This window comes from Nocardioides marinquilinus (genome assembly GCF_039543705.1).
Lineage (GTDB): Bacteria > Actinomycetota > Actinomycetes > Propionibacteriales > Nocardioidaceae > Nocardioides > Nocardioides marinquilinus.
Window position 1 is genome coordinate 265,985 of the sequence record NZ_BAABKG010000003.1, and the last position, 24,756, is coordinate 290,740.

25 protein-coding genes are annotated in these 24,756 nt (G+C 73.6%); 7 read left to right on the forward strand and 18 right to left on the reverse strand.

Annotated features, from left to right (window positions below; translation table 11 throughout):
* Window positions 1-115: 115 nt before the first annotated feature.
* Window positions 116-820: an SDR family NAD(P)-dependent oxidoreductase gene (locus tag ABEA04_RS12310; protein ID WP_345458749.1), complete on the forward strand. Its 705-nt coding sequence runs from the start codon at window positions 116-118 to the stop codon at window positions 818-820.
* The gene (locus tag ABEA04_RS12315) at window positions 817-1,869 is read left to right on the forward strand and encodes an S-adenosylmethionine:tRNA ribosyltransferase-isomerase (RefSeq protein ID WP_345458751.1); all 1,053 of its coding nucleotides are present in this window, start codon (window positions 817-819) and stop codon (window positions 1,867-1,869) included. The genes ABEA04_RS12310 and ABEA04_RS12315 overlap by 4 nt, the downstream gene beginning before the upstream one ends.
* Window positions 1,870-1,951: 82 nt before the next feature.
* Here the strand turns inward: ABEA04_RS12315 and ABEA04_RS12320 are convergent, their stop codons facing one another.
* Window positions 1,952-3,796, reverse strand: a complete 1,845-nt coding sequence (locus ABEA04_RS12320; protein WP_345458752.1) for a flavin-containing monooxygenase — start codon at window positions 3,794-3,796, stop codon at window positions 1,952-1,954.
* 91 nt (window positions 3,797-3,887) lie between these two features.
* Here ABEA04_RS12320 and ABEA04_RS12325 point away from each other — a divergent pair, with 91 nt between their 5' ends.
* The gene (locus ABEA04_RS12325; RefSeq protein WP_345458753.1) at window positions 3,888-5,087 is read left to right on the forward strand and encodes a helix-turn-helix domain-containing protein; all 1,200 of its coding nucleotides are present in this window, start codon (window positions 3,888-3,890) and stop codon (window positions 5,085-5,087) included.
* A gap of 83 nt (window positions 5,088-5,170) precedes the next feature.
* On the opposite strand, the gene ABEA04_RS12330 is transcribed toward ABEA04_RS12325, so the two are convergent.
* Window positions 5,171-6,769 carry an ABC-F family ATP-binding cassette domain-containing protein gene (locus ABEA04_RS12330; protein WP_345458755.1) on the reverse strand — a complete coding sequence of 533 codons (1,599 nt, stop codon included), beginning with the start codon at window positions 6,767-6,769 and terminating at the stop codon, window positions 5,171-5,173.
* A 115-nt stretch (window positions 6,770-6,884) separates the two neighbouring features.
* Here ABEA04_RS12330 and ABEA04_RS12335 point away from each other — a divergent pair, with 115 nt between their 5' ends.
* The gene (locus ABEA04_RS12335) at window positions 6,885-7,850 is read left to right on the forward strand and encodes a hypothetical protein (RefSeq protein ID WP_345458757.1); all 966 of its coding nucleotides are present in this window, start codon (window positions 6,885-6,887) and stop codon (window positions 7,848-7,850) included.
* A 25-nt stretch (window positions 7,851-7,875) separates the two neighbouring features.
* On the forward strand, window positions 7,876-8,811 hold the full coding sequence (gene ypfJ, locus ABEA04_RS12340) for a KPN_02809 family neutral zinc metallopeptidase (RefSeq protein ID WP_345458759.1): 936 nt from the start codon (window positions 7,876-7,878) through the stop codon (window positions 8,809-8,811).
* A 57-nt stretch (window positions 8,812-8,868) separates the two neighbouring features.
* Here ypfJ and ABEA04_RS12345 read toward each other — a convergent pair whose 3' ends face one another.
* From ABEA04_RS12345 to ABEA04_RS12365, 5 genes are all read right to left on the reverse strand, one after another.
* On the reverse strand, window positions 8,869-9,792 hold the full coding sequence (locus ABEA04_RS12345; RefSeq protein ID WP_345458761.1) for a phosphotransferase: 924 nt from the start codon (window positions 9,790-9,792) through the stop codon (window positions 8,869-8,871).
* Between the two features lie 400 nt (window positions 9,793-10,192).
* Entirely contained in the window at window positions 10,193-10,705 is a 513-nt protein-coding gene (locus ABEA04_RS12350) for a metallophosphoesterase family protein (RefSeq protein WP_345458763.1), read from the reverse strand.
* Window positions 10,702-11,310 (reverse strand): acVLRF1 family peptidyl-tRNA hydrolase, encoded by a 609-nt coding sequence (locus ABEA04_RS12355; protein WP_345458765.1) that lies wholly within the window; start codon window positions 11,308-11,310, stop codon window positions 10,702-10,704. The genes ABEA04_RS12350 and ABEA04_RS12355 overlap by 4 nt, the downstream gene beginning before the upstream one ends.
* Before the next feature lie 16 nt (window positions 11,311-11,326).
* Window positions 11,327-11,857: a GNAT family N-acetyltransferase gene (locus ABEA04_RS12360; protein WP_345458767.1), complete on the reverse strand. Its 531-nt coding sequence runs from the start codon at window positions 11,855-11,857 to the stop codon at window positions 11,327-11,329.
* Between the two features lie 10 nt (window positions 11,858-11,867).
* Window positions 11,868-13,682, reverse strand: coding sequence for a sulfatase (locus tag ABEA04_RS12365; protein ID WP_345458769.1), 1,815 nt, complete (start codon window positions 13,680-13,682; stop codon window positions 11,868-11,870).
* A 104-nt stretch (window positions 13,683-13,786) separates the two neighbouring features.
* On the opposite strand from ABEA04_RS12365, the gene ABEA04_RS12370 reads away from it, so the two are divergent.
* On the forward strand, window positions 13,787-14,752 hold the full coding sequence (locus ABEA04_RS12370; protein ID WP_345458771.1) for a formylglycine-generating enzyme family protein: 966 nt from the start codon (window positions 13,787-13,789) through the stop codon (window positions 14,750-14,752).
* Window positions 14,753-14,829: 77 nt separating this feature from the next.
* Window positions 14,830-15,423: a hypothetical protein gene (locus ABEA04_RS12375; protein ID WP_345458772.1), complete on the forward strand. Its 594-nt coding sequence runs from the start codon at window positions 14,830-14,832 to the stop codon at window positions 15,421-15,423.
* Window positions 15,424-16,284: 861 nt separating this feature from the next.
* Here the strand turns inward: ABEA04_RS12375 and ABEA04_RS12380 are convergent.
* From ABEA04_RS12380 to ABEA04_RS12430, 11 genes are all read right to left on the reverse strand, one after another.
* The gene (locus ABEA04_RS12380; RefSeq protein ID WP_345458774.1) at window positions 16,285-16,656 is read right to left on the reverse strand and encodes a metal-sulfur cluster assembly factor; all 372 of its coding nucleotides are present in this window, start codon (window positions 16,654-16,656) and stop codon (window positions 16,285-16,287) included.
* The gene (sufU, locus tag ABEA04_RS12385) at window positions 16,653-17,108 is read right to left on the reverse strand and encodes a Fe-S cluster assembly sulfur transfer protein SufU (protein WP_345458776.1); all 456 of its coding nucleotides are present in this window, start codon (window positions 17,106-17,108) and stop codon (window positions 16,653-16,655) included. Before sufU ends, ABEA04_RS12380 begins: the two co-directional genes overlap by 4 nt.
* Before the next feature lie 3 nt (window positions 17,109-17,111).
* A complete protein-coding gene (locus ABEA04_RS12390) occupies window positions 17,112-18,395 on the reverse strand; it encodes a SufS family cysteine desulfurase (protein WP_425577024.1) in 1,284 nt (427 codons plus the stop codon).
* Window positions 18,396-18,448: 53 nt separating this feature from the next.
* Window positions 18,449-19,207, reverse strand: a complete 759-nt coding sequence (gene sufC, locus ABEA04_RS12395; protein WP_345458778.1) for a Fe-S cluster assembly ATPase SufC — start codon at window positions 19,205-19,207, stop codon at window positions 18,449-18,451.
* A complete protein-coding gene (locus ABEA04_RS12400; protein ID WP_345458780.1) occupies window positions 19,204-19,539 on the reverse strand; it encodes a bifunctional 3-phenylpropionate/cinnamic acid dioxygenase ferredoxin subunit in 336 nt (111 codons plus the stop codon). The genes sufC and ABEA04_RS12400 overlap by 4 nt, the downstream gene beginning before the upstream one ends.
* Window positions 19,536-20,786, reverse strand: coding sequence for a Fe-S cluster assembly protein SufD (gene sufD / locus ABEA04_RS12405; RefSeq protein ID WP_345458782.1), 1,251 nt, complete (start codon window positions 20,784-20,786; stop codon window positions 19,536-19,538). Before sufD ends, ABEA04_RS12400 begins: the two co-directional genes overlap by 4 nt.
* Before the next feature lie 45 nt (window positions 20,787-20,831).
* Entirely contained in the window at window positions 20,832-22,250 is a 1,419-nt protein-coding gene (gene sufB / locus ABEA04_RS12410; protein WP_345458783.1) for a Fe-S cluster assembly protein SufB, read from the reverse strand.
* Complete coding sequence (locus ABEA04_RS12415) at window positions 22,247-22,933, reverse strand: helix-turn-helix transcriptional regulator (RefSeq protein ID WP_345458784.1); 687 nt, start codon at window positions 22,931-22,933, stop codon at window positions 22,247-22,249. The genes sufB and ABEA04_RS12415 overlap by 4 nt, the downstream gene beginning before the upstream one ends.
* A gap of 178 nt (window positions 22,934-23,111) precedes the next feature.
* The gene (locus ABEA04_RS12420) at window positions 23,112-23,993 is read right to left on the reverse strand and encodes an alpha/beta fold hydrolase (protein ID WP_345458785.1); all 882 of its coding nucleotides are present in this window, start codon (window positions 23,991-23,993) and stop codon (window positions 23,112-23,114) included.
* Window positions 23,994-23,996: 3 nt separating this feature from the next.
* Window positions 23,997-24,398, reverse strand: coding sequence for a hypothetical protein (locus tag ABEA04_RS12425; RefSeq protein ID WP_345458786.1), 402 nt, complete (start codon window positions 24,396-24,398; stop codon window positions 23,997-23,999).
* Window positions 24,391-24,753, reverse strand: coding sequence for a hypothetical protein (locus ABEA04_RS12430; RefSeq protein WP_345458788.1), 363 nt, complete (start codon window positions 24,751-24,753; stop codon window positions 24,391-24,393). Before ABEA04_RS12430 ends, ABEA04_RS12425 begins: the two co-directional genes overlap by 8 nt.
* Between the last annotated feature and the right edge of the window lie 3 nt (window positions 24,754-24,756).

Consider the following 24,756-nt stretch of genomic DNA (forward strand, 5'->3'; position numbering starts at 1 on the left):
GCGGCGAGTGTAGGGAGCCGCACCGACAGTCCGGACCGGCCCTTGACCTCAAGTTCACTCGAGGTTCAAGACTGACGGCGACACCGATGAACCCGACGAACCACAGGAGGACGGCATGCCCGTCGCACTCGTCACCGGAGGCTCGGCCGGCCTGGGCCGCGCCCTCGTCCACTCGCTCGCCGACGACGGCTGGACCGTCGTCACCGACGCCCGTGACCCCGAGGCGCTCGCCGCCGCCGTCCGCGGCCTCGACGCCGTCGTGCCCGTCGCGGGCGACGTGGCCGACCCGGCCCACCGCCAGGCGCTGACCCGCGAGGTGGAGTGGCTCGGCCGCCTCGACCTGCTGGTGCACAACGCCAGCACGCTCGGCCCGCTGCCGCTGCGCCCCCTGCGCGACGTCACGGAGCGGCAGCTGCTCGACACCTGGCGCACCAACGCCGCCGCGCCGGCCGCGCTCACCGCCCAGCTGCTCCCCCGCCTCACCGCCTCGGCCGGCACGCTGGTCGCCATCACCTCCGACGCCGCCGTCGAGCACTACGAGACCTGGGGCGCCTACGCCGCGGGCAAGGCCGCGCTCGAGCACCTCACCCTCACCACCGCCGCCGAGGAGGGCGTGCGTGCCTACGTCGTCGACCCCGGCGACCTGCGCACCCGCATGCACCAGGACGCCTTCCCCGGTGAGGACATCAGCGACCGGCCCGAGCCGGAGTCCGTCGTCCCCGCGCTGCGCGCGCTGCTGGCGGCCGCCCCGCCGTCGGGGCGCTACCGGGCGGCCGACTACGCCGACCGTGCCGGAGACCTCGCGGGGGCCTCGCGATGAGGACCCTCGACGAGCAGCCCGCCACCCGCTTCACCGCCCCCGCCTTCGCCCCCGCGCCCGTCGAGGAGCGGGGCGGACGACGCGACCGCACCCGCCTGCTCGTGGCCCGGCCGGCGGACGTCGAGCACACCACCTTCGACGCGCTCGCCGACCACCTGCGGGCCGGCGACCTCGTGGTCGTCAACAACTCCGCCACCGTCGCCGCCCAGGCCGACGCGCGGTCGACCCGGCACGGGGCGGTCGTCGTCCACACCGCGGCGCCGCTGGACGACGGCACCTGGGTCGTCGAGGTGCGCACCGCGCCCGACGCCGCGCGCGCCGTCCTCGACGCGCAGCCGGGCGACCGGCTGACGCTGGCGGCGGCGACCGTCGACCTGCTCGAGCCCTACCCGCGGGAGGGCTCGTCGCCCACCGGCCAGGGCACCCGGCTCTGGCGGGCCCGGGCCACCGGCGACCTGGCGGCCGCGATGGCCCGCCACGGCCGGCCGATCGCCTACGGCTACCTCGACCGCCGCTACCCGCTCGCGGCCTACCAGACCGTCTTCGGCACCCGTCCCGGCAGCGCCGAGATGCCGTCGGCGGCCCGGCCGTTCACCACCGGGCTCGTCACGAGGCTGGTCTCGCGCGGCGTCGGCGTCGTGCCGATCACGCTGCACTGCGGCGTCTCCTCGCAGGAGGCCGGCGAGGCGCCGCAGCCCGAGCGGTTCGAGGTGAGCGACGCGACGGCCCGCGCGGTCAACGCCGCCCGCGCCGGCGGCGGCCGCATCGTCGCCGTCGGCACCACCGTCACCCGCGCGCTGGAGTCGGCCGTCGACGACGCCGGCCGCCTCACCGCCCGCGCCGGCTGGACCGAGCGCGTCGTCACCCCCGCCGACCCGCCGCGGGTCGTGTCCGGTCTGGTCACCGGCTGGCACGACCCCGCGGCGTCCCACCTGCTGCTCGTCGAGGCCGTCGCCGGGACGGCGCTCACCCAGGCCGCCTACGACGCCGCCGTCGCCGAGGGCTACCTCTGGCACGAGTTCGGGGACGCCGCGCTGCTGCTGCCCTGATGCGAGGGCCCTTCGACAGGCTCAGGGTCCGTGGGTGGGTCCGCCTGGGGGGGCCGGCGGTCTCGAGCGGCCCACGTCCGGCTCAGCCGAGGTGGTGGACCTCCTGCAGGCCGTAGACCGGGGTGTCGAGGCCGGCGTGGCGGGCCTTGAGCTGGAGGGCCAGGTAGAGGGAGTAGTGGCGCGACTGGTGCAGGTTGCCGCCGTGCATCCACAGGTTCGGCACCTGGGTCGGCTTCCACATGTTGCGCTGCTCCCCCTCCCACGGGCCGGGGTCCTTGGTGGTCTCGGAGCCGAGGCCCCACACCTTGCCGACCCGGTCGGCGGTCTCCTGGTCGACCAGGTCGGCCACCCACCCGTTCATCGAGTCGTACCCGGTGGCGAGGACGACGACGTCGGCCGGCAGCTCGGTGCCGTCCTCCAGCACGGCGGCGTCCTCGGTGAGGTGGGTGATCTGGCCGTGGGCCAGCTTCACGTCGCCGTTCGCCACCAGCTCGGCGGCGCCGACGTCGATGTAGTAGCCGGAGCCGCGGCGCAGGTACTTCATGAACAGGCCCGAGCCGTCGTCCCCCCAGTCGTGGCGGAAGCCCGCCGCCTCGAGCCGCCGGTAGAAGTCGGCGTCCCGCTCGGCCATCGCCTCGTATGCCGGGATCTGGAACTCGTGGAGGATCCGGTAGGGCAGCGAGGCGAAGATGAGGTCGGCCTTCTCGGTGGTGACGCCGGCGGCGAGCGCGCGCTCGGAGTAGAGGTCGCCGAGGCCGATGTCCATGAGCGAGTCCGACTTCACGATGTGGGTCGAGGAGCGCTGCACCATCGTGACGTCGGCGCCATGCTCCCACAGGGCGCCGCAGATGTCGAAGCTGGAGTTGTTCGAGCCGATCACGACCGCCCGCTTGCCGGCGTAGGCGTCGGGACCGGGGTGGCGCGAGGAGTGGTGGACGTCGCCGCGGAAGACGTCGGTGCCGGGGATCTCCGGGATCCGCGGCTTGCCGGACATGCCGGTGGCGAAGACGAGGTGCTGCGGCGTGAGCACCAGCGGCCGGCCCTCGCGCTCGACCTCGACGGTCCACTCCCCCGCCTCGTCGGACCAGGTGGCGCTCTTCGCCTCGGTGCTCGACCAGTAGGGCACCTCCATGGTCCGCACGTACGACTCGAGCCAGTCGCCGATCTTGTCCTTGGGTGCGAAGACCGGCCAGTTGTCGGGGAACTTCAGGTAGGGCAGGTGGTCGTACCAGACCGGGTCGTGCAGGCAGAGCGACTTGTAGCGGTTGCGCCACTGGTCGCCCGGCCGCGGGTGCTTGTCGATGACCAGCGCGGGGACGCCGAGCTGCCGCAGCCGCGCGCCGAGCGCGATGCCGCCCTGGCCGCCGCCGACGACGAGCACGTAGGGCTGCTCGGTCGAGCCGAGCGACTCGGCCTCCGCCTGGCGTCGCTCCTTCCACGTCTGCCGGTCCCGGTCGACGCCGTGCTCGGCGCCCATCGGACGCCGGGTGCCGCGCGGCTCCTCGTGGCCCTTCAGCTCGAACAGCGTCGTCAGCAGCGTCCAGGCCCGCAGCTCGCCGTCCTCGTCCTTCAACCGCACCAGGCCGGTGCCGCGGCCGACCGCGGTCTCGAAGCCGAACCAGGCGGTGAGGACGCCGTCCGCCTCGTCGGCCGGCTCGGTGAGCGTGAGGGCGCTCGGGGCGACGCGCTCGAGGGTGTGCTCGAGCAGGTCGGTGACGCCGGCGCGGTCCTCGACGGTCTTGAGGTTCCAGGTGAACGCGATCAGGTCGCGCCAGAAGCTGGTGGTGCAGAACATCTCGGCGGCGCGCGCGACGTCGCGGTCGGTCAGCGCGCCCTCGAAGGCGGAGAGCCACGCCTGCGCGCGGGCGCTGGCGTCGTCACCCGGGGTTCCCTGGCTGTCGGCGGGTCGTTCGAGCGTCTCGGTCATGGCCCCACCGCACACCCGGCGGGCGCGCCGGACCAGCGTTGCAGCACGTTGCATGTGGCGCCCCTCACACGACGCGCCTAGATTCGGTGGGGTGAGCTTCGCCGCGGTCGGTCCCGGCACCGACCTCGCCACCCACGCCCGCGAGCTGCAGCGGGTGCACGACGCCGTCCTGGCGGGCTCCCGGCCGGCGCACCGGCCGCGGCCGCTGGTGGCACGGTCGTGGGCCCGCGTGGTCGGCATGGGGCTCGAGCCCGACGGGCCGAACGCCCGCGACTCCCTGCCCTGGGCCGACCTCGCCGCGCTGCGGGCGCGCTCGCCGCTCTCGTGGGTCGTCGACGAGCTGCGCTCGGTGCTCACCAGCGTCGCCGACGCCTCGCTGTTCCTCATGGTGGTCTGCGACGCCGACGGCACGATCCTGTGGCGGGAGGGCTCGCCCAAGGTGCGCTCGACCGCCGACCGGCTCGGCTTCTGCGAGGGCGCGCGCTGGACCGAGCGGCAGGTCGGCACCAACGCCATCGGCACCGCGCTCGCCGAGGCCGCCCCCGTGCAGCTGTTCTCGGCCGAGCACTTCGAGCAGCAGCAGCACCCCTGGTACTGCACCGCTGCCCCCATCCACGACCCGCGCACCGGCGAGCTGCTCGGCGTGGTCGACGTCAGCGGCCCGGCGCTCACGCTGCACCCGGCGCTCGTCTCGCTGGTCGCGAGCGCGGTGCGGCTCGCCGAGGCCGAGCTGGGACGCCGTCACCGGGACGAGCTCGAGCGGCTGCGGCGTCGCGCCGAGCCGCTCGTCGGCGGGCTCGCCGGTCCGCTGCTGGTCGTCGACGACCTCGGCTGGGTGGCCCACCACGCCGGCGTCGCGCACCGCGACCGGGTCGAGGTGCCCCGTGCGGGCCGCGCGCTCGCCGTCCCCGGTGTCGGGCTGTGCGTGCCCGAGCCGCTGGCCGGCGGGTGGGTGGTGCGCCCGCAAGGTGAGCAGGACGTCGTCCGCGCCCGGCTCGACCTCACCGGCCCGGCGCCGGTGCTGGTGGTCAGCGCCGGCGCGGCGCCGTGGCGCGTCGAGCTGACCCGTCGGCAGGGACAGGTGCTCGCGGTCCTCGCCCGAGCCGGTGCCGCCGGCGTGACCGCCGCCGACCTCAGCCGCGCCCTCTACGGCGACCCCGACCACGCCGTCTCGGCCCGCGCCGAGGTCAGCCGCCTGCGCCGCGTCGTCGGCGCCCTCGTCACCACCAACCCCTACCGGGTGGCCGACGGGGTCGCCCTCGAGGTCGCGGCGCCCGGGGCTGGTTACTGACCGTTGTGACCACTGGCATGCGCGTAGAACCGCTGCCCAGTAGTCCCAACGGTCGGTAACAACCTCCGGGCCGGGCCGACCGGCTATGCCAGCGCGACGAGGTCGGCGTAGTCGGCGTTCCAGAGGTCCTCGACGCCGTCGGGGAGGATCAGCACGCGGTCGGGCTCGAGCGCGGCGACCGCGCCCTCGTCGTGGGTGACGAGCACGATGGCGCCCTCGTAGGTGCGGATGGCGGCCAGCACCTCCTCGCGGGAGGCGGGGTCGAGGTTGTTGGTGGGCTCGTCGAGCAGCAGCACGTTGGCGCTCGAGACGACGAGCGAGGCGAGCGCGAGACGGGTCTTCTCGCCGCCCGACAGCACCGCGGCGGGCTTGTCGGCGTCGTCCCCGGAGAACAGGAACGAGCCCAGCACCGAGCGGGCCTCGGTGTCGGTGAGCTGCGGCGCGGCGCTCTGCATGTTCTCGAGCACGGTGCGGCCGGTGTCGAGCGTCTCGTGCTCCTGGGCGTAGTAGCCCAGCTTCAGCCCGTGCCCCGGCTGCACCGTGCCGGTGTCGGGCTCGTCGACCCCGCCGAGGATGCGCAGCAGCGTGGTCTTGCCGGCGCCGTTCAGGCCGAGGATGACGACCCGCGAGCCGCGGTCGATGGCCAGCGCGACGTCGGTGAAGACCTCCGCCGAGCCGTAGGACTTCGACAGCTCGGACGCCGTGAGCGGCGTCTTGCCGCACGGCGCGGGCGCCGGGAACGCGATGCGGGCGACCTTGTCGGCCCGGCGCTCGCCCTCGACCCCGGCCATCAGCCGCTCGGCCCGCTTGAGCATCGACTGCGCCGCCTGGGCCTTGGTGGCCTTGGCGCGCATCTTGTTGGCCTGGTCGGTGAGCGTCCTGGCCTTGTTCTCGGCGTTCATCCGCTCGCGCTTGCGCCGCTTCTCGTCGGTCTCGCGCTGCTCGAGGTAGCGCTTCCAGCCCATGTTGTAGACGTCGATCGTGGCGCGGTTGGCGTCGAGGTGCAGCACCCGGTTCACCGTCTGCTCCAGCAGCGCGTTGTCGTGGCTGATGACCACGAACCCGGCCCGGTGGTTCTTGAGGAAGTCGCGCAGCCACACGATCGAGTCGGCGTCGAGGTGGTTGGTGGGCTCGTCGAGCAGCAGCACGTCGGCGTCGGAGAACAGGATGCGCGCCAGCTCGACACGACGCCGCTGGCCGCCCGAGAGCGTGTGCAGCGGCTGGTGCAGGATGCGCTCCTCGATGCCGAGGCTGGCCGCGATCGTGGCCGCCTCGGACTCCGCGGCGTACCCGCCGCCGGCGTGCATCTCGTCGTCGGCGCGCGTGTAGCGGCGCATCGCCTTCTCGCGCACGTTCGGGTCGTCGCTGGCCATCTGCAGCTCGGCCTCGCGCATCCGCCGGACGACGGCGTCCAGGCCGCGCGCGGACAGGATGCGCTCGCGGGCGAGCACGTCGGGGTCGCCGGTGCGGGGGTCCTGCGGCAGGTAGCCGACCTCGCCGCTGCGCGTGACCTGCCCCGAGGCGGGCAGCCCCTCGCCGGAGAGCACCTTGGTCAGCGTGGTCTTGCCGGCGCCGTTGCGGCCCACCAGGCCGACCTTGTCGCCGGGCCCGACGCGGAACGAGACGTCGCTCATGAGGAGTCGCGCGCCGACGCGGATCTCGATCTGGTGCGCGGTGATCATCTCGTCGTCGATCGTACGAGAGCAGCGGGGCGCCCCACGATTCGACGCGGGTCGTTCACCGCCCGCTCACGCCGTGCTCCCCGGCGCGGCGACCGCGCCCCCTTGCCTGGACGTCGTGACCCTGCGCACCTCGGTCGGCGCCCTGATCGGCGCCGTCGGACTCTCCCTCCTGGCCGGCCCGCCGGCCCCCGCCTCCTCCGTCCCGCCCACCCCGTCAACCCCGTCCACCCCGTCCATCCCGTCCACCGCCGTGCCGTCCGCGGCCGCCCCCGTCGCCGTCGCCGTCGTCCCGCCCCCGCTCGGGGAGGCGCCGTCGTCCCCGCGGCCGGCCCCGACCGCGGCCCGGGCCCCGCGTCCGCCCGCCGTCCTGCGGCTCGCGCTCACGACCGCCAACGTGCGCGGCGCGCCGTCGCACGAGATGGCGCAGCCGCGCGTGCAGGCCGACCTCGACCTGGCCGCCCGCCGCGGCGGTGCGCTGCTGCTGCAGGAGATCTGGCCGGTGCGCTACAAGCGGGCGGTGCGGCGCACCTTCGCCGACCGTCACGTCGGTCTGGTGCGGCGGAGCTCCAACCCGGTCGTGGTCGACCGCCGGTGGCGGGTGCTCGAGCGCGGCCGGGTGACCACCACCCGCACCGTGCCCGGCACGACGCCGCCGCGCAGCCTCACCTGGCTCGTGCTCGCGGGCGACACGGCGTCCGGCCCGGTGCGGTTCGTGCTGATGAACACCCACTTCGTGGCCGGGGCCTGGAACGGACGGCGCGACGCCGACGTCCCGCTGCGGCAGCGCCTGTGGGACCGGCACTACCGGCTGATGCGGCGCTACGTGACCGACTTCAACGCCCGCGGCCTGACGGTGGTCGGCGGGGGCGACTTCAACCGCCGTCGCAGCGACGGGCTGCTGCCCTTCACCGACCGGCAGCGCTGGCTGTTCGACGACGTCGGCGTCGACAAGCTCTTCGTGGCCCCCGCCCCGCGCGGGGCCCGGGTGCGCGTGGTGGCGCGGGCGACGACGCAGGCCAACTCCGACCACGACTTCCGCACCGCCTGGCTGCGGATCGCCCCTGCGGAGCGGTCCCGCTGACGGTGGGAAGCCCTAGGCTCACCGGGTGCGCTTCAACCCCAAGGCCCGTCTCGACCGCAGCCGCGTCCGCGACGCCGGGCGCGGCAGCAGCCGCGGCGGCGGCACCCGGTCGATGTCCCTGCCCGGCGGCGTCGCCGGCGGCGGTGGGGTCGTCGGCCTGATCGTCGTCATCGTGTTCGTGGCCATCCAGGTCTTCGGGGGCAGCGACACCGGGGGTGGCAGCACCACCTCGCCGGCGTCGTCGACGTACGACTCGTCCCGCCTCGCCGACTCCGAGCGCTACGCCGGCTGCGAGACCGGCGCCGACGCCAACGAGAGCAGCGACTGCGCACGCGTGGCGGTCGAGAACTCCCTCTACGACTTCTGGTCCGACACCCTCGGCGACGAGTTCGAGCCCGAGGAGGCGATCGTGACGTTCACCGGCTCGGTCGACACCGGCTGCGGCGGCGCCACCTCGGCCGTGGGCCCGTTCTACTGCCCCACCGACCGCACCATCTACCTCGACACCGGCTTCTTCGACGAGGTGCTCGAGAAGCAGCTCGGCGGCCCCGACGGCGGCTTCGTCGAGCCCTACGTGCTGGCGCACGAGTTCGGCCACCACATCTCCAACCTGCAGGGCAACCTCGGCCAGGTGCGCGGCGACACCGGCCCGCAGAGCAGCGGCGTCCGGCTCGAGCTGCAGGCCGACTGCTACGCCGGTCTCTGGGCCCGCGGCGCCACCACCACCGAGGACGCCGACGGCAACGTGCTCATCGACGAGCTGACCGACGACGACATCCGCCTCGCCCTCGAGGCCGCCGCCGCCGTCGGCGACGACCGCATCCAGGAGCAGACCGGCGGCCAGGTCACGCCGGAGACCTGGACCCACGGCTCGGCCGAGCAGCGCCAGACGTGGTTCCGCACCGGCTACGAGGGCGGCAGCGTCGAGGACTGCGACACCTTCGGCGCCGACCGCGTCTGACCGACCACGGACCCTGAGCCCGTCGAAAGAGCCTGTCGAAGAGAGCCTGTCGACGGGCTACCAGCCGAGCAGCGCCTCGACCGAGGCCGACTGGCGCTGCAGCGCGCGCAGGTAGGGCGCCACGGACGGATGGCGGAACTTGCCCGCCAGCGCGCCCTCGCCGCCCGCCACCCGGGCCAGCGCCCACTCGGCCCGGCCGAAGCCGGTGTAGACGGCGGTGATGCGCGCGCCGAGGACGACGTCGTCGACGTCGACCGGCTCGCCGCTGCCGCGCGGGTCGTCGAGGCCGAGGCGGTAGGCGTCGAGCAGCGGGTCGAGCTCTTCGCGGGCCATGAGGGAGAAGTAGCCGAGATCGGCGCCGACCGGGCCGACGCCGAAGGTCGACCAGTCGATGGCCACGGCGTCGTCGCCGTCGCGGCCCGGGATGTTCGCGTGCGAGGGGTCGCCGTGCTGCGAGACCTGCGGCAGCGAGTCGAGGATGTCGAGGAAGGTCTCGCGCCGCGACCAGAGGTGGTCGGCGACGTCGGCGGCGGTCGTGCGGCCGAGCGTCGGCCAGCCGCCGCGGCGCTCGGTGCGCTCGAGCCGGGTGCGCAGCTGCTGCCGGGCGCAGAACGCCGGCCGGGGCACGCCGGCCCGGGCGAACCGGCCGAGCGAGACGGCGACGAACAGCCCGCTGAGGGCGGCGTCCTCGACCCACGGCCGGGTGATGGTGATGCCGTCGGCGTCCTCCTCGACCGTCGCGGCCACGACGCCGCGCAGGCCGCGGGTGCCGGCGACGACGCCGGTGGCGAGCACGTCGGCCTCGCGCCGCCAGTAGGCGTGGTGGGTCGGGTCGGACAGCTCGGGCGGGTCGCCGGCCACCGGCGCCGCCACCCGCTTGACCACCAACGGGTCGTCACCCCGCGCGGTGCGCCACACACCCACGGTCGAGGCGCCCAGCCCGCCGGGCAGGGGGTGCCACCCCGGCTCGGGCTCCCACATGGCCCGGACGGTACTGGAACCACGCGCCGCGGGGTGGGACGTCGTCGCCGCGGCCCCGCCGGTGGTCGAGCAGCGAGGAACGAGCGCCGTCGAGACCACCGGCCCTGCACGTGAACGTTCACGCGCGGCTGCCCTTCGACAAGCTCAGGGTCCGTGGAGTCGGGTTGACGTTGACGCCGCGGGGTCTCGACGACGGCCTCGCGCAGACGCTCGGCCTGCTCGACCACCGGAGGACGGCGGCCCTCCACGCGAACGTCCGCATCGGCCGTGCGAGGTCTCGAGGCTCGGCCGTGGCCGGCCTCGCACCTCGACCCGCGTCAGACCGGCCCCCACGATGGTCGAGGTGCGAGGAGCCCTGGCGACGAGCCTCGAGACCACCGGCCGTCGACGCCGCCGCAGCTCAGCGGGGCGTTAGGCGGTGCAGCTCGACGTCCCGCAGGAGGCCACCCCCGGCGACGAGCGTCAGGTACGTGCAGAACGGCTGGCGGCGACGGTCGGTGGGCGAGCCGGGGTTGAGCAGGCGCAGGCCGCGCGGGGTGGTGGTGTCCCAGGGGACGTGGCTGTGCCCGAAGACCAGCACGTCGTCGTCGGGGTAGGCGGCGTCGCAGCGCGCCTCGCGTCCCTGCGTGCTCCCCGTCTCGTGGACGACGGCGAACCGGACGCCGCCCAGCTCGGCCCGCGCCACCTCGGGCAGCCGGGCCCACAGCTCCGGTCCGTCGTTGTTGCCTGCCACCCCGACCAGCCGCCGCGCGCGCTCCTCCAGCCGGTCGAGCGTGGCCTCCTCGACCCAGTCGCCGGCGTGGACGACGACGTCGGCCACCTCGACCTGCTCCCACACCTCGGCGGGCAGGTCGCGCGCCCGCTTGGGCAGGTGCGTGTCGGCGAGCAGCAGCACCCGCACGTCACCGCTCACGCGTTGGTCACCGACACCCGCAGCGACCCGGCGTCGGCCACGGCCGCCTCGAGGACGGCGCGCCGCGGGTCGGGCACCGGCAGCCACGGCTCGACGGTGCGCGCCTCGCGCAGCCGGGGGTCGGCCAGCACCTCCTCGATCGCGGTGTGGTCGCCGCCGACCACCAGCGGCCCGCGCAGCCCGTCGAGGATGCGGGCCGCGTGGCCCGCGGCCGCCTCGTAGGCCTGCCGGGCCTGGTTGTCGCGCCGCCGGGCGAACCGCTGCTGCGACTGCCCGCCGGCCTTGGTGCGCCCCTGCACGTGCCGCTGGCCGACCTTCGAGTCGACGACCCGCTCCCCCGCCAGCCGCGCCACCGCGAAGCCCCCCTTGCGCGCCAGCAGCACGCCCCAGTCGTCCGGCCGGGCGAGCGCCGCACCGAGCGCCGCCGGGTCGGCCGGACCGTCGTAGGCCGCGCCGAACGGCAGCGACGCCTCGACGTCGGAGCCGTCGTCCGCGCGGCCCCGCAGCGCGCCGTCGGCCACCTCGTAGGTCGTCGCGCCGTGGCTGCGCTCGAAGTTCTCGACCCACCGCTCCCAGCGGGCGAGCGGCACCAGCACGAGCGGCATCCGGCGAAACTACCGCTCAGCCCGCGGGCGGGAACCGCACGTCGTCCAGCGGCCGGTCGGTCCAGGCGTGCCGCACGACCCGGTCGGCGGCCCCGAGCCGGGCGCCGTGGTCGCGCAGGCCGGCTCGGGCCGCCACCCGCGCCGAGGCCGGGTTGGTGGCGTCGATCCAGGCGATGCGGGCGAGGTCGTCGTCCCGCTCGGCCGCCGCCGCGAGGGCCGCGCGCAGCAGCGCGGTGGCGTGACCGTGCCCCTGGTGGGCGGTCGCGATGCGGTAGTTGAGGTTCCAGCAGGACCCGCCCGACCCACCAGGCGTCGTGTGCCGCTGGGCGCCGCCCGACCCGATCACCTCGCCGGACGACGCCAGCCGCGCCGTCCAGTACGACAGCCCGTCGACGTCCCACCGCGCCGCGGCCCGCTCGCAGTAGGAGCGGGTCGTGGCGGGGTCGGCGTGCCGCCGGGCGGGGTCGTAGGCCCACATCGCCGTGTCGCGGTAGATCACGAACAGCTCGTCGGCGTCGGCGACGGACATCGGGCGCAGGTCGAGCACCCCGCCATCATCACCGCCCCAGCGGCAGGACGAGCGGCACCTCCTGGCCGGGCTCGATCGTGAGCGTGGTCGGGCGCGGGTGGCGCGTGGTGCGGCCGTCGGCGTAGGTGACGCCGGCGGGCACCTCGATCACGAGCGGGTCGCGGCCCGCCCGCAGCGTGGCCAACGGCGCGTCGGTGCGGTCGAGCCAGTCGACGAGCCGTCGTCCGAGGTCGGCGGTGAGCCGCGGCTGGGTCTCGGACAGGTCGGTCGTCTCGCCGAGGTCGGCGACCACGTCGTAGACCTCGATCGACTGGTCCTCGTAGCCGTAGACCAGCTTGTGACGGCCCGCGCGGATCGTCGACTCCGGACGCTGCTCACGCCCGCCCTCGAGCAGGTAGCCGGGCAGGTGCGCGAACCGGGGCCGGTCGACCTTCTTGCCACCGGAGAACGCCCGACTGAGGTCGACGCCGTCGAACGGGACGCCGCGCGGCAGGCGGGTGCGCGCCAGCGAGGTCAGCGTCGGGTAGAGGTCGGTGCTGTTGATCGGCGAGTGGTTGACCGTGCCGCCGCGCACGAGCGCGGGGTTGCCGCTCCACACGACCCACGGCACACGGACGCCGCCCTCGCGCAGCTCGCCCTTCTGGCCGCGCAGCGGCCCGTTCCAGGCGCCGAGGTCGACCCGGCCGCCGTTGTCGGAGGTGAAGACGACCAGCGTGTTGTCGGCCAGCGGGTGCCCCGGGTTGCGCGGGTCGGGCGTGGTCTCGAGGTGCTCGACCACGCGGGCCACCGACTGGTCGAGACCCTCCACCAGCGCGGCGTACGACGGCCGCGACGGGGAGCCCTGCCCCGGCGTCCGCGCCTGGTACTTGGCCAGCAGGTCGTCGCGGGCCTGCGCGTCGCCGACGGGGCTGTGCACCGCGTAGGTGCTGAGGAAGGTGAAGAACGGCTCGTCGTCGTTGCGGTCGATGAAGTCGATCGTCGCGTCGGCGAGCGCGTCGCTGACGTGCTTGTCGGTGCCCACGAGCGCGTCGAGCTGCGCCTGGCTCACGCCGGAGGAGTACGGCGCGATGTTCGCGTCGACGTACTCCTGCGTGTAGTCGGCGGCGAACCGGTCGAGCTCGGGCCCGACGGAGTTGACGAACTCACCGTCGACCGCGTGGTAGTTCGACGCCGCCCCCGCGTGGGTGCCGCCGAAGTTCTCCTGCCAGCCGTGCTCGGCCACGATCTCGGCGCCGTCGCGCGCGACGTGGAACTTGCCGACGTAGCCGGTGCGGTAGCCCGAGTCGCGCAGCGTCTCGGCCACGGTGGTGCTGGCCGGGTCGAGCACGACCTCCTCGTCCTCGCGCCCTTGGGGCGGGCCGTCGAGCAGCGTGTCGTCGCCGCCGCGGTCGAGCTCGTCGACGATGTAGACGTTGTTCTGCGGACGCGTGGCGTAGAGACCGGTCTGCAGCGCCATCCGGGTCGGAGCGCAGTTCAGGCAGGCGTAGGCGTTGTCGAAGCTCATGCCCTGCTCGGCCAGGCGGTCGATGGCCGGGGTGTCGTCGAAGTCGCTGCCGTTGCCGCCGTTGACGCGGCCGGTGCGCAGGTCACTCCAGCCGAGGTCGTCGGCCATGACGAAGACGATGTTGGGCCGCGGGGCGCGGCCGGGCGCCGGGGCGGGCGCGGCCGGGGCGGGAACCGGCGCGCTGCGCGCGAGGTCGGACGACGGCGCCGGGCCGGCCGCGCCGGCGTCGGCGGCCACCACCGGGACGGCGGCGGCGAGGCTGAGCACGGCGCCGGCGGCCAGGGTCCGGTGGCGGGCGCGGTGCAGCGTCGGTCGGGCGTGCGGTGGCAGGCTGGGCATGGGGAGCTCCTCCGAGAGAGCGCGGGTGCCCCCCGCGCCGGGTGCACAGAGTCAAACCGGATAAACTCGACCAAGTCAAACGACTACGAGCAGGAGGCCACCGGATGTCGTCGTGCTGCGCGCCGAGCACCACCGGCGCGACCGCCACCACCGACCGCGCCGCGGGCGTGCCCGCCGGCGCGCGCAGCACGCGCGGGCAGGTCGCGGTCCCCGGCGGGCTGCTGCGCATGGGCGACGCCCACCACGAGGGCTACGAGGCCGACGGCGAGGGCCCCGTGCACGACGTCCGCCTCTCGTCGTTCCTGATGGACGCCACCACCGTCACCAACGCGCAGTTCGCCACCTTCGCCAAGCAGACCGGCTACGTCACCGAGGCCGAGGAGATCGGGTTCTCCGCCGTCTTCCACGCCCTGCTCGACGCCGCGCCGGGCGACGTGATGGGCCAGGCCACCGGCACGCCGTGGTGGCTGACGGTCAAGGGCGCGAGCTGGCGGCGTCCGGCCGGGCCGCGCTCGAGCATCACCGACCTGCGCCAGCACCCCGTCGTCCACGTCTCGTGGCGCGACGCGCAGGCCTACTGCCGGTGGGCCGGCAAGCGCCTGCCCACCGAGGCGGAGTGGGAGCACGCCGCCCGCGGCGGCCTCGAGGGCGCCCGGTTCCCGTGGGGCGACGAGCTGCTGCCCAAGGGCCGGTGGCGCTGCAACATCTGGCAGGGCACCTTCCCCACCCACAACACGCTGGACGACGGCCACCTCGGCACCGCGCCGGTCACCGCGTTCGTGCCCAACGCGCACGGCCTGCACCAGACCGTCGGCAACGTCTGGGAGTGGTGCGCCGACGCCTTCTCCCCCACCACCTACGCCGACCGCGCCGGCACCGAGGTCGTCGACCCGCTCGTCGGTCCCGACGGCTCGGTGGACGACGACGGCCAGGTCGAGCGCGTCATGCGCGGCGGCTCCTACCTGTGCCACGACTCCTACTGCTACCGCTACCGGGTGGCCGCCCGCTCGCGCAACACCGCCGAGTCGGCCAGCGGCAACATCGGCTTCCGCTGCGCCAACGACGCCTGAGTGCAACAAAGCGCCGGGGTCGAGGCGTCGAACGAGTGCCGGGCGCGAGAGCCGCGCCCGACCACTCGGGAGAAGCCATGACGATCCTCACGACCTCCGCCCGCACCCTTGGCGCCGCGTTCGCGGTCGCCCTGCTCGCCGGCTGCGGCGCCTCCGACGACGGGGACGGCGGCGACCCCGGCCGTGGGACGACGGCCGACCCGACGGCCGCGAGCACCTCGACGGCCCCGGTGGGGGTGCCGCAGGACAGCGACGTCGCCGTCGCCCCGGCCCTCGACCCGGGCCTCGCCGACGTCGGCCGGGCCGTGCTCGCCTTCGCCCGCGGCCAGGAGGCCGACGTGCCCGCCGCCGACGAGATCGAGCTGTTCGTGCGCGGCAACCCGGTCTCGACGATCGCGGCCGCCGACGCCGACGACCCCACCGCGTGGGAGATCTGCACCAACGAGGACGGCAGCTGCTCCTCGCCGCTCGACCAGGTGGGACTGCAGGACGGTCCGTTCGACGTCACCGGCGAGTCCGAGGTCACCTGCGTCGACCACGACGCACCGGCCGGGTTCACCGACGTCCCGCGGGTGCTGCTCGAGGCCAGCCCGTCCGACTGCCGCAGCTACGCCGCGCTCGCGGTCTACGTCACCGACGGCGACGTGGTCGCGGTCGACCTGCTGCAGTAGGGCCGGCACCGACGGTCGGGCGATGGTCGAGCGGACGTCGACCCCGGTGGTTGAGCAGCGAGCGTCTGCGCAAGCGTCGTCGAAACCACCGGCCCTCCCACGCGAACGTCCGCGACCGGCGTCCCTTCGACAGGCTCAGGGTCCGTGTGGTCAGGTCACCGTGCTCCTCACCGGGTCTCGAGGCTCGGCCGTGGCCGGCCTCGCACCTCGACCACCGTGGGCGGACGTCGACCCCCGGTGGTTGGGCAGCGAGCGTCCGCGCACAGTGTCCCTTCGACGAGCTCAGGGTCCATGTGGCCGGGCCTGACGATGGTCGAGGTGCGAGGAGCCCCGGCGACGAGCCTCGAGACCACCGGCCGGGCATGCGGACGTTTGCGCCCGGCGTCCCTTCGACAGGCTCAGGGCCCGTGTGGTTTGGTCGCCGTTCTCCTCACCGGGTCTCGAGGCTCGGCCGTGGCCGGCCTCGCACCTCGACCACCGTGGGTGGACGTCGACCCCCGGTGGTTGAGCAGCGAGCGTCGTCGAAACCACCGGCCCTCCCACGCGGACGTTCGCGCGCGGCGTCCCTTCGACAGGCTCAGGGCCCGTGCGGCCGGGCCTGACGATGGTCGAGGTGCGAGGAGCCCCGGCGACGAGCCTCGAGACCACCGGCCCGCCATGCGGACGTCCGCGCACGGCGTCCCTTCGACAGGCTCAGGGTCCGTCTAGGCGACTCACCACGGTCGAGGGAGCCTCGGGCGGGTCGGGTGGATCGGCTGCGGTGGTCTCGACACGCCCGTCGCGGCTTCGCAAGCTCAGCCGCGGGGCTTGCTCAACCTTCTCGCCACCGAGTCGTCCTTCGTTCCTCAGAACGACTCGGGCTCAAACGTTGAAACCGAGGGCGCGGAGCTGCTCGCGGCCGTCCTCGGTGATCTTGTCCGGACCCCACGGCGGCATCCAGACCCAGTTGATGGCGACGTCGTTGACCAGGCCCTCGAGGGCGGCGTTGGTCTGGTCCTGGATGACGTCGGTCAGCGGGCAGGCCGCGGAGGTCAGCGTCATGTCGAGGACGCAGTTGTGGCCCTCGTCGAGGTGCACGTCGTAGACCAGGCCGAGGTCGACGACGTTGATGCCGAGCTCGGGGTCGACGACGTCCTTCATCGCCTCGGTGACGTCGTCGACGCTCACCGTGGTGGTGCCGCCGCCGGGAGCCGCCTCGGGCACCTCGGGCAGGTCGCTGTTGTCGATGGTCATCGGGTCTCCTCGGGATCGGCGGCGCGGGTGACGGCGTCCTGGTAGGCCATCCACGACAGCAGGGCGCACTTGACGCGCGCCGAGAGCCGGGCGGTGCCCTGGAAGGCGACGGCGTCCTCGAGCACGTCCTCGTCGGGCTCGTAGGCGCCCTTGCCGCGCATCATGGCCAGGAACTCCTCGAGCACCGTCTCGGCCTCCGCCACGGGGCGGCCGACGAGCACCTCGGTCATCACCGACGCCGAGGCGGTCGAGATCGAGCAGCCGAGGGCGTCGTAGGAGATGTCGGCGACCGTGCCGCCGTCCAGGTGGACGCGCAGGGTCACCTCGTCGCCGCAGGTGGGGTTGACGTGGTGCACCTCGGCCTCGAAGGGCTCGCGCAGCCCGGCGCCCAGGCGGCGCTTGGCGTGGTCGAGGATCACGTCCTGGTACAGGGAGTCGAGCTCAGCAGACATCGTTCAGCCCAACTTGAAGTACGAGCGGGTGTATTCCAGGCCCTCGACCAGCGCGTCGATCTCGGACGGCGTCGTGTAGAGGTACGACGACATGCGGGTCGAGCTCTGCACGCCGTAGCGGGCGTGGGCCGGCTTGGCGCAGTGATGGCCGGCGCGGACGGCGACGCCGCGCGAATCGAGCACCTGCGCGATGTCGTGGGGGTGGACGCCGTCCAGCTCGAAGGCGATCGCTCCGCCGCGGCCCTCGGGGGCGTCGATGCCCGGGCCGAGCACCCGCAGCCCCGGCACGGTGGCCAGGCCCTCGAGCGCGTAGCGGGTGATGGCCTCCTCGTGCCGGCGCACGTTCTCGAGGCCGAGGTCGCCGAGGTAGCGCACCGCGGCGCCGAGGCCGACGGCCTCGACGATCGGCGGCGTGCCGGCCTCGAAGCGCTGCGGCGGCGCCGCGAAGGTCGAGCGCTCCATGCGGACCGTCTCGATCATCTCGCCACCACCGAGGAACGGCGGCAGCGCGGCGAGCAGGTCGTAGCGGCCCCACAGGACGCCGATGCCGGTGGGCCCGCAGACCTTGTGGCCGGTGAAGGCCAGCAGGTCGACGCCGGCCTCCTGCACGTCGACCGGCAGCTGCGGCGCGGCCTGCGAGGCGTCGACGACGCTGATCGCGCCGACGGCGCGGGCCCGGTCGGCCAGCTCGCGCACCGGGTTGACGGTGCCCAGCATGTTCGAGACCCAGGTGAAGGCGACGACCTTCGTGTTCTCGTCGATCACGCCACGGGCGTCACCGCCGGCCAGGTCGAGGCGGCCGGCGTCCTCGCCCTCGGTCTGCAGGTCGAACCAGCGCAGCTCGGCGCCCGAGCGCTCGCAGGCCAGCTGCCACGGCACGATGTTGGAGTGGTGCTCCATCTCGGTGATCACGACGTTGTCGCCGGGCTGCAGGTGCACCGTGTTGGCCACCAGGTTCAGCGCCTCGGTGGCGTTCTTGGTGAACACCACCTCCTCCACGCGCGGGGCGTTGAGGAACGCCGCGACGTCGGCGCGGGCCTGCTCGAACGCCTCGGTCGACTCCGCGCCCAGCTGGTGCATGGCGCGGGCGATGTTGGCGTTGTGGCGCTCGAGGTGGTCGACCATCGCGTCGATCACGCACTGCGGCTTCTGCGAGGTGTTGGCGCTGTCGAGGTAGACCAGCGACCGGTCGCCGGGCAGCGTGCGCTCGAGGATCGGGAAGTCCTTGCGGACGACCTCGAGCTCGGGCAGCAGCCCCGGCAGGGTGAACGCGGTCGGCGTCGACACGTCGGTCCCTTCGTCAGGCGGGCGGGTGGGTGGCGCGGGGTGGTGCGGGAGCCTCAGACGGAGGCGTTGGTGAAGCGGTCGTAGCCCTCGGCCTCGAGCCGCTCGGCGAGCTCGGGGCCGCCCTGCTCGGCGACCCGGCCGTCGACGAAGACGTGGACGAAGTCGGGCTCGATGTAGCGCAGGATGCGGGTGTAGTGCGTGATGAGCAGCAGGCCCTTGCCCTCCTTGGCGCGGAAGCGGTTCACGCCGTCGGAGACGACCTTGAGCGCGTCGATGTCGAGGCCGGAGTCGGTCTCGTCGAGGATCGCGACCTTGGGGTCGAGCAGCTCCATCTGGGCGATCTCGTGGCGCTTCTTCTCACCGCCGGAGAAGCCCTCGTTGACGCTGCGCTGGCTGAAGGTGGAGTCGAGCTTGAGCTGCTCCATCGCGGCGTTGACGTCCTTGACCCAGGTGCGCAGCTTCGGGGCCTCGCCGTCGATGGCGGTCTTGGCGGTGCGCAGGAAGTTCGCGACCGAGACGCCGGGCACCTCGACGGGATACTGCATGGCCAGGAACAGGCCGGCGCGGGCGCGCTCGTCGACGCTCATCGACAGCACGTCGACGCCGTCGAGCAGCACCTCGCCGCCGGTGACGTCGTACTTGGGGTGGCCGGCGATCGAGTAGGCCAGGGTCGACTTGCCCGATCCGTTGGGGCCCATGATCGCGTGGGTCTCGCCGTCGCCGATGGTCAGCGTGACGCCCTTGAGGATGGCCTTGGGGCCGTCCTCGGTGGCGACCTCGACGTGCAGGTCCTTGATCTCGAGCGTGCTCATGCTGGGGTGACTCCGTTCAGGGTGGTCTGGACATCGACGTAGACGTCGCCGTCGCGGACGTCGACGGGGAAGGTGGCCACCGGCTCGGTGGCGGGCAGCCCGGTGGGCTTGCCGGTGCGCAGGTCGAACTTCGACCCGTGCAGCCAGCACTCGATTGTGCAGTTCTCGACCTCGCCCTCGCTGAGGGCGACGTGGGCGTGACTGCAGAGGTCGTGGACGGCGAACAGCTCGTCGCCGTCACGGCCGATGGCCACGTCGAGGCCGCCGACGCTGACGCCGAGCGCCTCGCCGGCCGGCACCTCGTCGACGGCGCACGCGCGCTCGAAGCTCACGCGGTGACCTCCGCGGTGTCGACGCGCTCGGCCACCTCGTCGACGGCCACGTCGGCGACGTCGTCGCGCAGCACGTTCTTCGACAGCTCGGCCTCGACGGTGGTGGTCAGCCGCTCCTCGATCGAGGGCACGCCGACCTTGCGGATGAGGTCGTTGAAGAAGCCGTGCAGCACCAGGCGGCGGGCCTGGCGCTCCGAGACGCCGCGCGAGCGCAGGTAGAACAGCTGCTCGTCGTCGAAGCGGGCGGTGGTGGAGGCGTGGCCGGCGCCCTCGATCTCGCCGGTCTCGATCTCGAGGTTCGGCACCGAGTCGGCCTGGCAGCCGTCGGTGAGCACGAGGTTGCGGTTCTCCTCGTAGGTCTCGATGCCCTCGGCGACCTTGCGGATCAGCACGTTGCCGACCCACACGGTGTGCGCGCCCTGGCCCTGCAGCGCGCCCTTGTAGACCACGTTGCTCTTGGTGTGTGGGGCGTCGTGGTCGGCGAAGAGGCGGTGCTCGATGTGCTGGCCGGCGTCGGCGAAGTACAGGCCGAGCAGCTCGGCCGAGCCACCGGGGCCGGCGTAGCTGACGTTGGCGTCCATGCGCACCAGGTCGCCGCCGAAGGTGATGGCGGCGTGGCGGTAGCGGGCGTCGCGGCCCACGAGCGCCTGGTGGTGGGTGAGGTGGACGGCGTCGTCGGCCCAGTCCTGCAGCGAGACCACGGTGACGTCGGCGCCGTCGCCGACCTGCACCTCGACGACCTGCGCCATGGTCGAGGACCCCAGGTGCTCCAGGACGACGACCGCGCGGCTGTGGCGTCCGAAGCGCAGCACGATGTGCCCGGCCTCGGTGACCGAGACGTCGTCGCCGTGCAGGCGCACCGCGATCGGCTCGGCGACCTCGGCCTCGGCCGGGACGTCGACGAGCAGCGTCGACTCGACCTCGGCCAGCACCCGGGCTCCCCAGCGGGTGTTGGGCACCCAGCCGCTGACGCCGCGCAGCGCGCGGGCCTCGTCGCCGTCGACGCCCTCGATGCGCACGCCCTCGGGCGTGTTCCACTCACAGCTCGTGGCCGAGGGCAGGAACGGGGCGTCGTCGTGCAGGCCGCGCAGGCGGCGCAGCGGGGTGAAGCGCCAGATCTCCTCGCGCCCGGTGGGCGCGGGGTGGTCGGCGACCTCGAAGGAGCCCTTGGGGTGCAGGTGGGACTCCACCGGGGTCACCTCGAGGGCGGAGGACACGCTCTCGCGAGCAGCGTCGGTGACGGTCACGTGTGTACTACTTCCTAACTCTGTGCGGGCGGACGGCTGAGCGGGTCAGCCGACGGCCCCCTCCATCTGCAGCTCGATGAGACGGTTGAGCTCGAGGGCGTACTCCATCGGCAGCTCCTTGGCGATGGGCTCGACGAAGCCGCGCACGATCATCGCCATGGCCTCGTCCTGCTCCATGCCGCGTGACATGAGGTAGAAGAGCTGGTCGTCGGAGACCTTCGAGACGCTCGCCTCGTGGCCCATCGACACGTCGTCCTCCCGGATGTCGACGTAGGGGTAGGTGTCGGAGCGGCTGATCTGGTCGACCAGCAGCGCGTCGCACAGCACGTTCGACTTCGAGCCGTGCGCGCCCTCGTTGACCTGGATCAGGCCGCGGTACGACGTCCGGCCGCCGCCGCGGGCCACCGACTTGCTCAGGATCGAGCTCGAGGTGTTCGGCGCGGCGTGCACCATCTTGGCGCCGGCGTCCTGGTGCTGGCCCTCGCCGGCGAACGCGATCGAGAGCGTCTCGCCCTTGGCGTGCTCGCCCATGAGGTAGATGGCGGGGTACTTCATCGTCACCTTCGAGCCGATGTTGCCGTCGACCCACTCCATGGTGGCGCCTGCCTCGCACGTGGCGCGCTTGGTGACGAGGTTGTAGACGTTGTTCGACCAGTTCTGGATGGTCGTGTAGCGGACGCGGGCGCCCTTCTTGACGATGATCTCGACGACCGCGGAGTGCAGCGAGTCGGAGGAGTAGATCGGCGCCGTGCAGCCCTCGACGTAGTGCACGTAGGAGTCCTCGTCGGCGATGATCAGCGTCCGCTCGAACTGGCCCATGTTCTCGGTGTTGATGCGGAAGTAGGCCTGCAGCGGGATGTCGACGTGCACGCCCTTCGGCACGTAGATGAACGAGCCGCCCGACCACACCGAGGTGTTGAGCGCGGCGAACTTGTTGTCGCCGACCGGGATCACCGTGCCGAAGTACTCCTGGAACAGCTCGGGCTGCTCCTTGAGCGCGGTGTCGGTGTCGAGGAACAGCACGCCCTGGGCCTCGAGGTCCTCGCGGATCGAGTGGTAGACGACCTCGGACTCGTACTGCGCGGCGACGCCGGAGACCAGGCGCTGCTTCTCGGCCTCGGGGATGCCGAGCTTGTCGTAGGTGTTCTTGATGTCCTCGGGCAGGTCGTCCCAGGTGGCGGCCTGCTTCTCGCTGGACCGCACGAAGTACTTGATGTTGTCGAAGTCGATGCCGCCGAGGTCGGAGCCCCAGGTGGGCATCGGCTTGCGACCGAAGAGCTTGAGGCCCTTCAGGCGCAGGTCGAGCATCCACTGCGGCTCGGACTTCTTGGCCGAGATGTCTCGCACGACCTCCTCGCTCAGGCCGCGCTTGGCGACGGAGCCGGCGGCGTCGGAGTCGGACCAGCCGAACTCGTAGCGACCGATGTCCTTGAGCTCGGGGTTGAGGTCCTCGATCGAGGTCATGAGGTGACCGTCTCCTTCTGGTTCGGGGTCGGGGCGACGTCGGGGACGTCGGGGATGCAGGTGGTGCACACGCCGTCGCCGTGGGCGATCGTCGCGAGCCGCTGCACGTGGCGGCCGAGCACGCGCGAGATGGCCGCGGTCTCCTCCTCGCACAGCTGCGGGAACTCGTGGGCGACGTGGCTCACGGGGCAGTGCTGCTGGCACAGCTGGGCGCCGACCGGCGAGGTGCGCACGCTGGCCGCGTAGCCCTCCTCCGACAGCGCGGCGGCGAGCGCCTGCGCGGGGCCGAGGTCGGGGTGGTCGCGGCGCACCTCGGTGAACCGCTCCTCCACCACCGTGGCCCGCTGCCGGGCGAAGGCGCGGACGGCGTCCTCGCCCCCGGTCTCGGCGAGGAACCGCAGCGCGGCGACCGCGAGGTCGTCGTAGGCCTTCTCGAAGCTGTCGCGGCCGGCCTGGGTGAGGGCGAAGACCTTGGCCGGACGACCGCGGCCACGGCTGGCGGCCGGGCGCGGGTCGCGCGCCTCGACGGCGCCGTCGTCGACCAGCTGGTCGAGGTGGCGACGCACCGCGGCGGGCGTCAGGTCGAGCCGCTCGGCGAGCGCGGCGGCCGTGGAGGGACCGTGGTCGAGGATGGATCGCGCGACGCGCTGACGCGTCGACGAGTCCCCCTGACCGAATTCCACAACACCAGTGTGCCGATATTGGCTCGGCCCGTTCAAGCAAGGTCAACCTAAGTGACCCCGGGCACGTCCGCCGCGGCGGCAGGAGTCACCGGTTCACCGGCGACTCCTGACGTTCTCGGCCGGTGCAACGGCTGAGAACGTCCGGAGTCACCGGATATCCGGTGACTCCTGCGCGCCCCTACCCCGGGCCCGAGCCGGCCGAGGAGAGGTGGGCGAGGACGGCGTCCGCGACGGCCTCCGGGGCGTCCTCGGCCTGGTGGTGGCCGGAGTCGATCGTGCGCACGGTCAGCGGCCCGGCGACCCAGGGGCGCCAGATCTCGCCGGGGTCGCCGTGGATGTCGATGTCGTCGTGCTCGGCGGCCAGCAGCAGCGTCGGGCAGGCGATGCGGCGCCCGGCGGCGCGGTCGGCCTCGTCGTGGCCGCGGTCGACGTCGAGACCGGCGCGGTAGTCCTCGCACATGCCGTGGACGACGGCCGGGTCGCGCAGGGCCGCCCAGAGGTCGGCGTGCTCGGCCGCGCCGAGCGTGTCGGCGTCCGGGGTGGCGTACCAGGCGTCGGGGTCGGCGCAGATGACCCGCTCGGCCGGCTTCTCCGCCTGCGCCAGGAACCACCAGTGCCACCACGCCCGCACGAAGTCGAGGTTGAGTCGCTCGAGGTGCTCCACGACCGGCAGTCCGTCCATCACCACCAGTGCGGTGACGGCGTCCGGGTGGTCGAGCGCGGTGCGGTAGGCGGCGATGCTGCCGCGGTCGTGCCCGACGACGGCGAACCGCTCGTGCCCGAGGTGGCGCATCAGCGCTACGACGTCGGCCGCCATGGCCCGCTTCGACGACTGCGCGTGGTCGGGACGCGTCGGCGGCAGCGTCGAGCGGCCGTAGCCGCGCAGGTCGGGGCACACCACCGTGTGGTGCTCGGCGAGCCGCGGCGCGACCCGGCTCCACGTGGTGTGCGTGCGGGGGTGCCCGTGCAGCAGGACGACGGGCGGCCCGCTGCCGCCGTGACGGACCCGCAGCACCACCTCGCCGACGTCGACGTGCTCGAGCGCGAACCCCTCGAACACCGCTCAGCCCGCCGTCGGCCGGGTGGCGCGCAGCCACGCCAGCCCGAGGAACGGCAGCACCAGCGGCAGGAACGCGTAGCCCTGGCCGAAGTGCGACCACACCGTGCGGTCGGGGAACAGGGCGGTGTCGACGTAGGAGAGCGTGCCGACCGCCAGGACGCCGACCAGCTCGACCGTGCACGCCACCACCGCGACCCGCCAGGCCCGGACGCCGCCGCGCAGCAGGCAGGTGGTGGCGACCAGGTAGATGACCGCCGCCACCAGCGAGAGCGTGTAGGCGACCGGCGCGCGGTCGGCCTCGGTGCCCAGCTGCACCAGCGAGCGGCCGGTGGCGGCGACGGCGAAGACGCCGTAGACGAAGACGAGCACCCGCCCGGGGCCGCTCGACAGCGAGGCGTCACGCACGGCCGCTCCAGATGACCTCGAGCCGCAGCTGCAGCGCCACGACGGTGAGCACGGCGACCAGCAGGACGGCGGTGCCGGCCCGGGTGCGCTCGGCCAGCGACCAGAACACCCCCACCGGCAGCGCCAGCGTCACCCCGACCAGGTAGCTGACGAACAGGACGCCGTCCACGTCGCGCTCGGTGCCGGCCAGCAGCACGCAGCCGACGACCAGCTGCACGACCAGCACCACCTCGGTGACGGCGAGCAGCGCGAAGGTGCGGTCCTGGGCCGGCTCGTCGCGCACCAGCGCCACCACCAGCACCACCGCCGCGACGAGCGTGAGCACGACCACGGCACCTGTCAGCCACACGCTCACACC

Coding starts and splice junctions, on each gene's coding strand:
- ABEA04_RS12310 (WP_345458749.1), top strand. CDS start 116: ATGCCCGTCGCACTCGTCACCGGAGGCTCGGCCGGCCTGGGCCGCGCC.
- ABEA04_RS12315 (WP_345458751.1), top strand. CDS start 817: ATGAGGACCCTCGACGAGCAGCCCGCCACCCGCTTCACCGCCCCCGCC.
- ABEA04_RS12320 (WP_345458752.1), bottom strand. CDS start 3,796: ATGACCGAGACGCTCGAACGACCCGCCGACAGCCAGGGAACCCCGGGT.
- ABEA04_RS12330 (WP_345458755.1), bottom strand. CDS start 6,769: ATGATCACCGCGCACCAGATCGAGATCCGCGTCGGCGCGCGACTCCTC.
- ABEA04_RS12345 (WP_345458761.1), bottom strand. CDS start 9,792: ATGTGGGAGCCCGAGCCGGGGTGGCACCCCCTGCCCGGCGGGCTGGGC.
- ABEA04_RS12355 (WP_345458765.1), bottom strand. CDS start 11,310: ATGCCGCTCGTGCTGGTGCCGCTCGCCCGCTGGGAGCGGTGGGTCGAG.
- ABEA04_RS12365 (WP_345458769.1), bottom strand. CDS start 13,682: ATGCCCAGCCTGCCACCGCACGCCCGACCGACGCTGCACCGCGCCCGC.
- ABEA04_RS12370 (WP_345458771.1), top strand. CDS start 13,787: ATGTCGTCGTGCTGCGCGCCGAGCACCACCGGCGCGACCGCCACCACC.
- ABEA04_RS12375 (WP_345458772.1), top strand. CDS start 14,830: ATGACGATCCTCACGACCTCCGCCCGCACCCTTGGCGCCGCGTTCGCG.
- ABEA04_RS12380 (WP_345458774.1), bottom strand. CDS start 16,656: ATGACCATCGACAACAGCGACCTGCCCGAGGTGCCCGAGGCGGCTCCC.
- sufU (WP_345458776.1), bottom strand. CDS start 17,108: ATGTCTGCTGAGCTCGACTCCCTGTACCAGGACGTGATCCTCGACCAC.
- sufC (WP_345458778.1), bottom strand. CDS start 19,207: ATGAGCACGCTCGAGATCAAGGACCTGCACGTCGAGGTCGCCACCGAG.
- sufB (WP_345458783.1), bottom strand. CDS start 22,250: ATGACCTCGATCGAGGACCTCAACCCCGAGCTCAAGGACATCGGTCGC.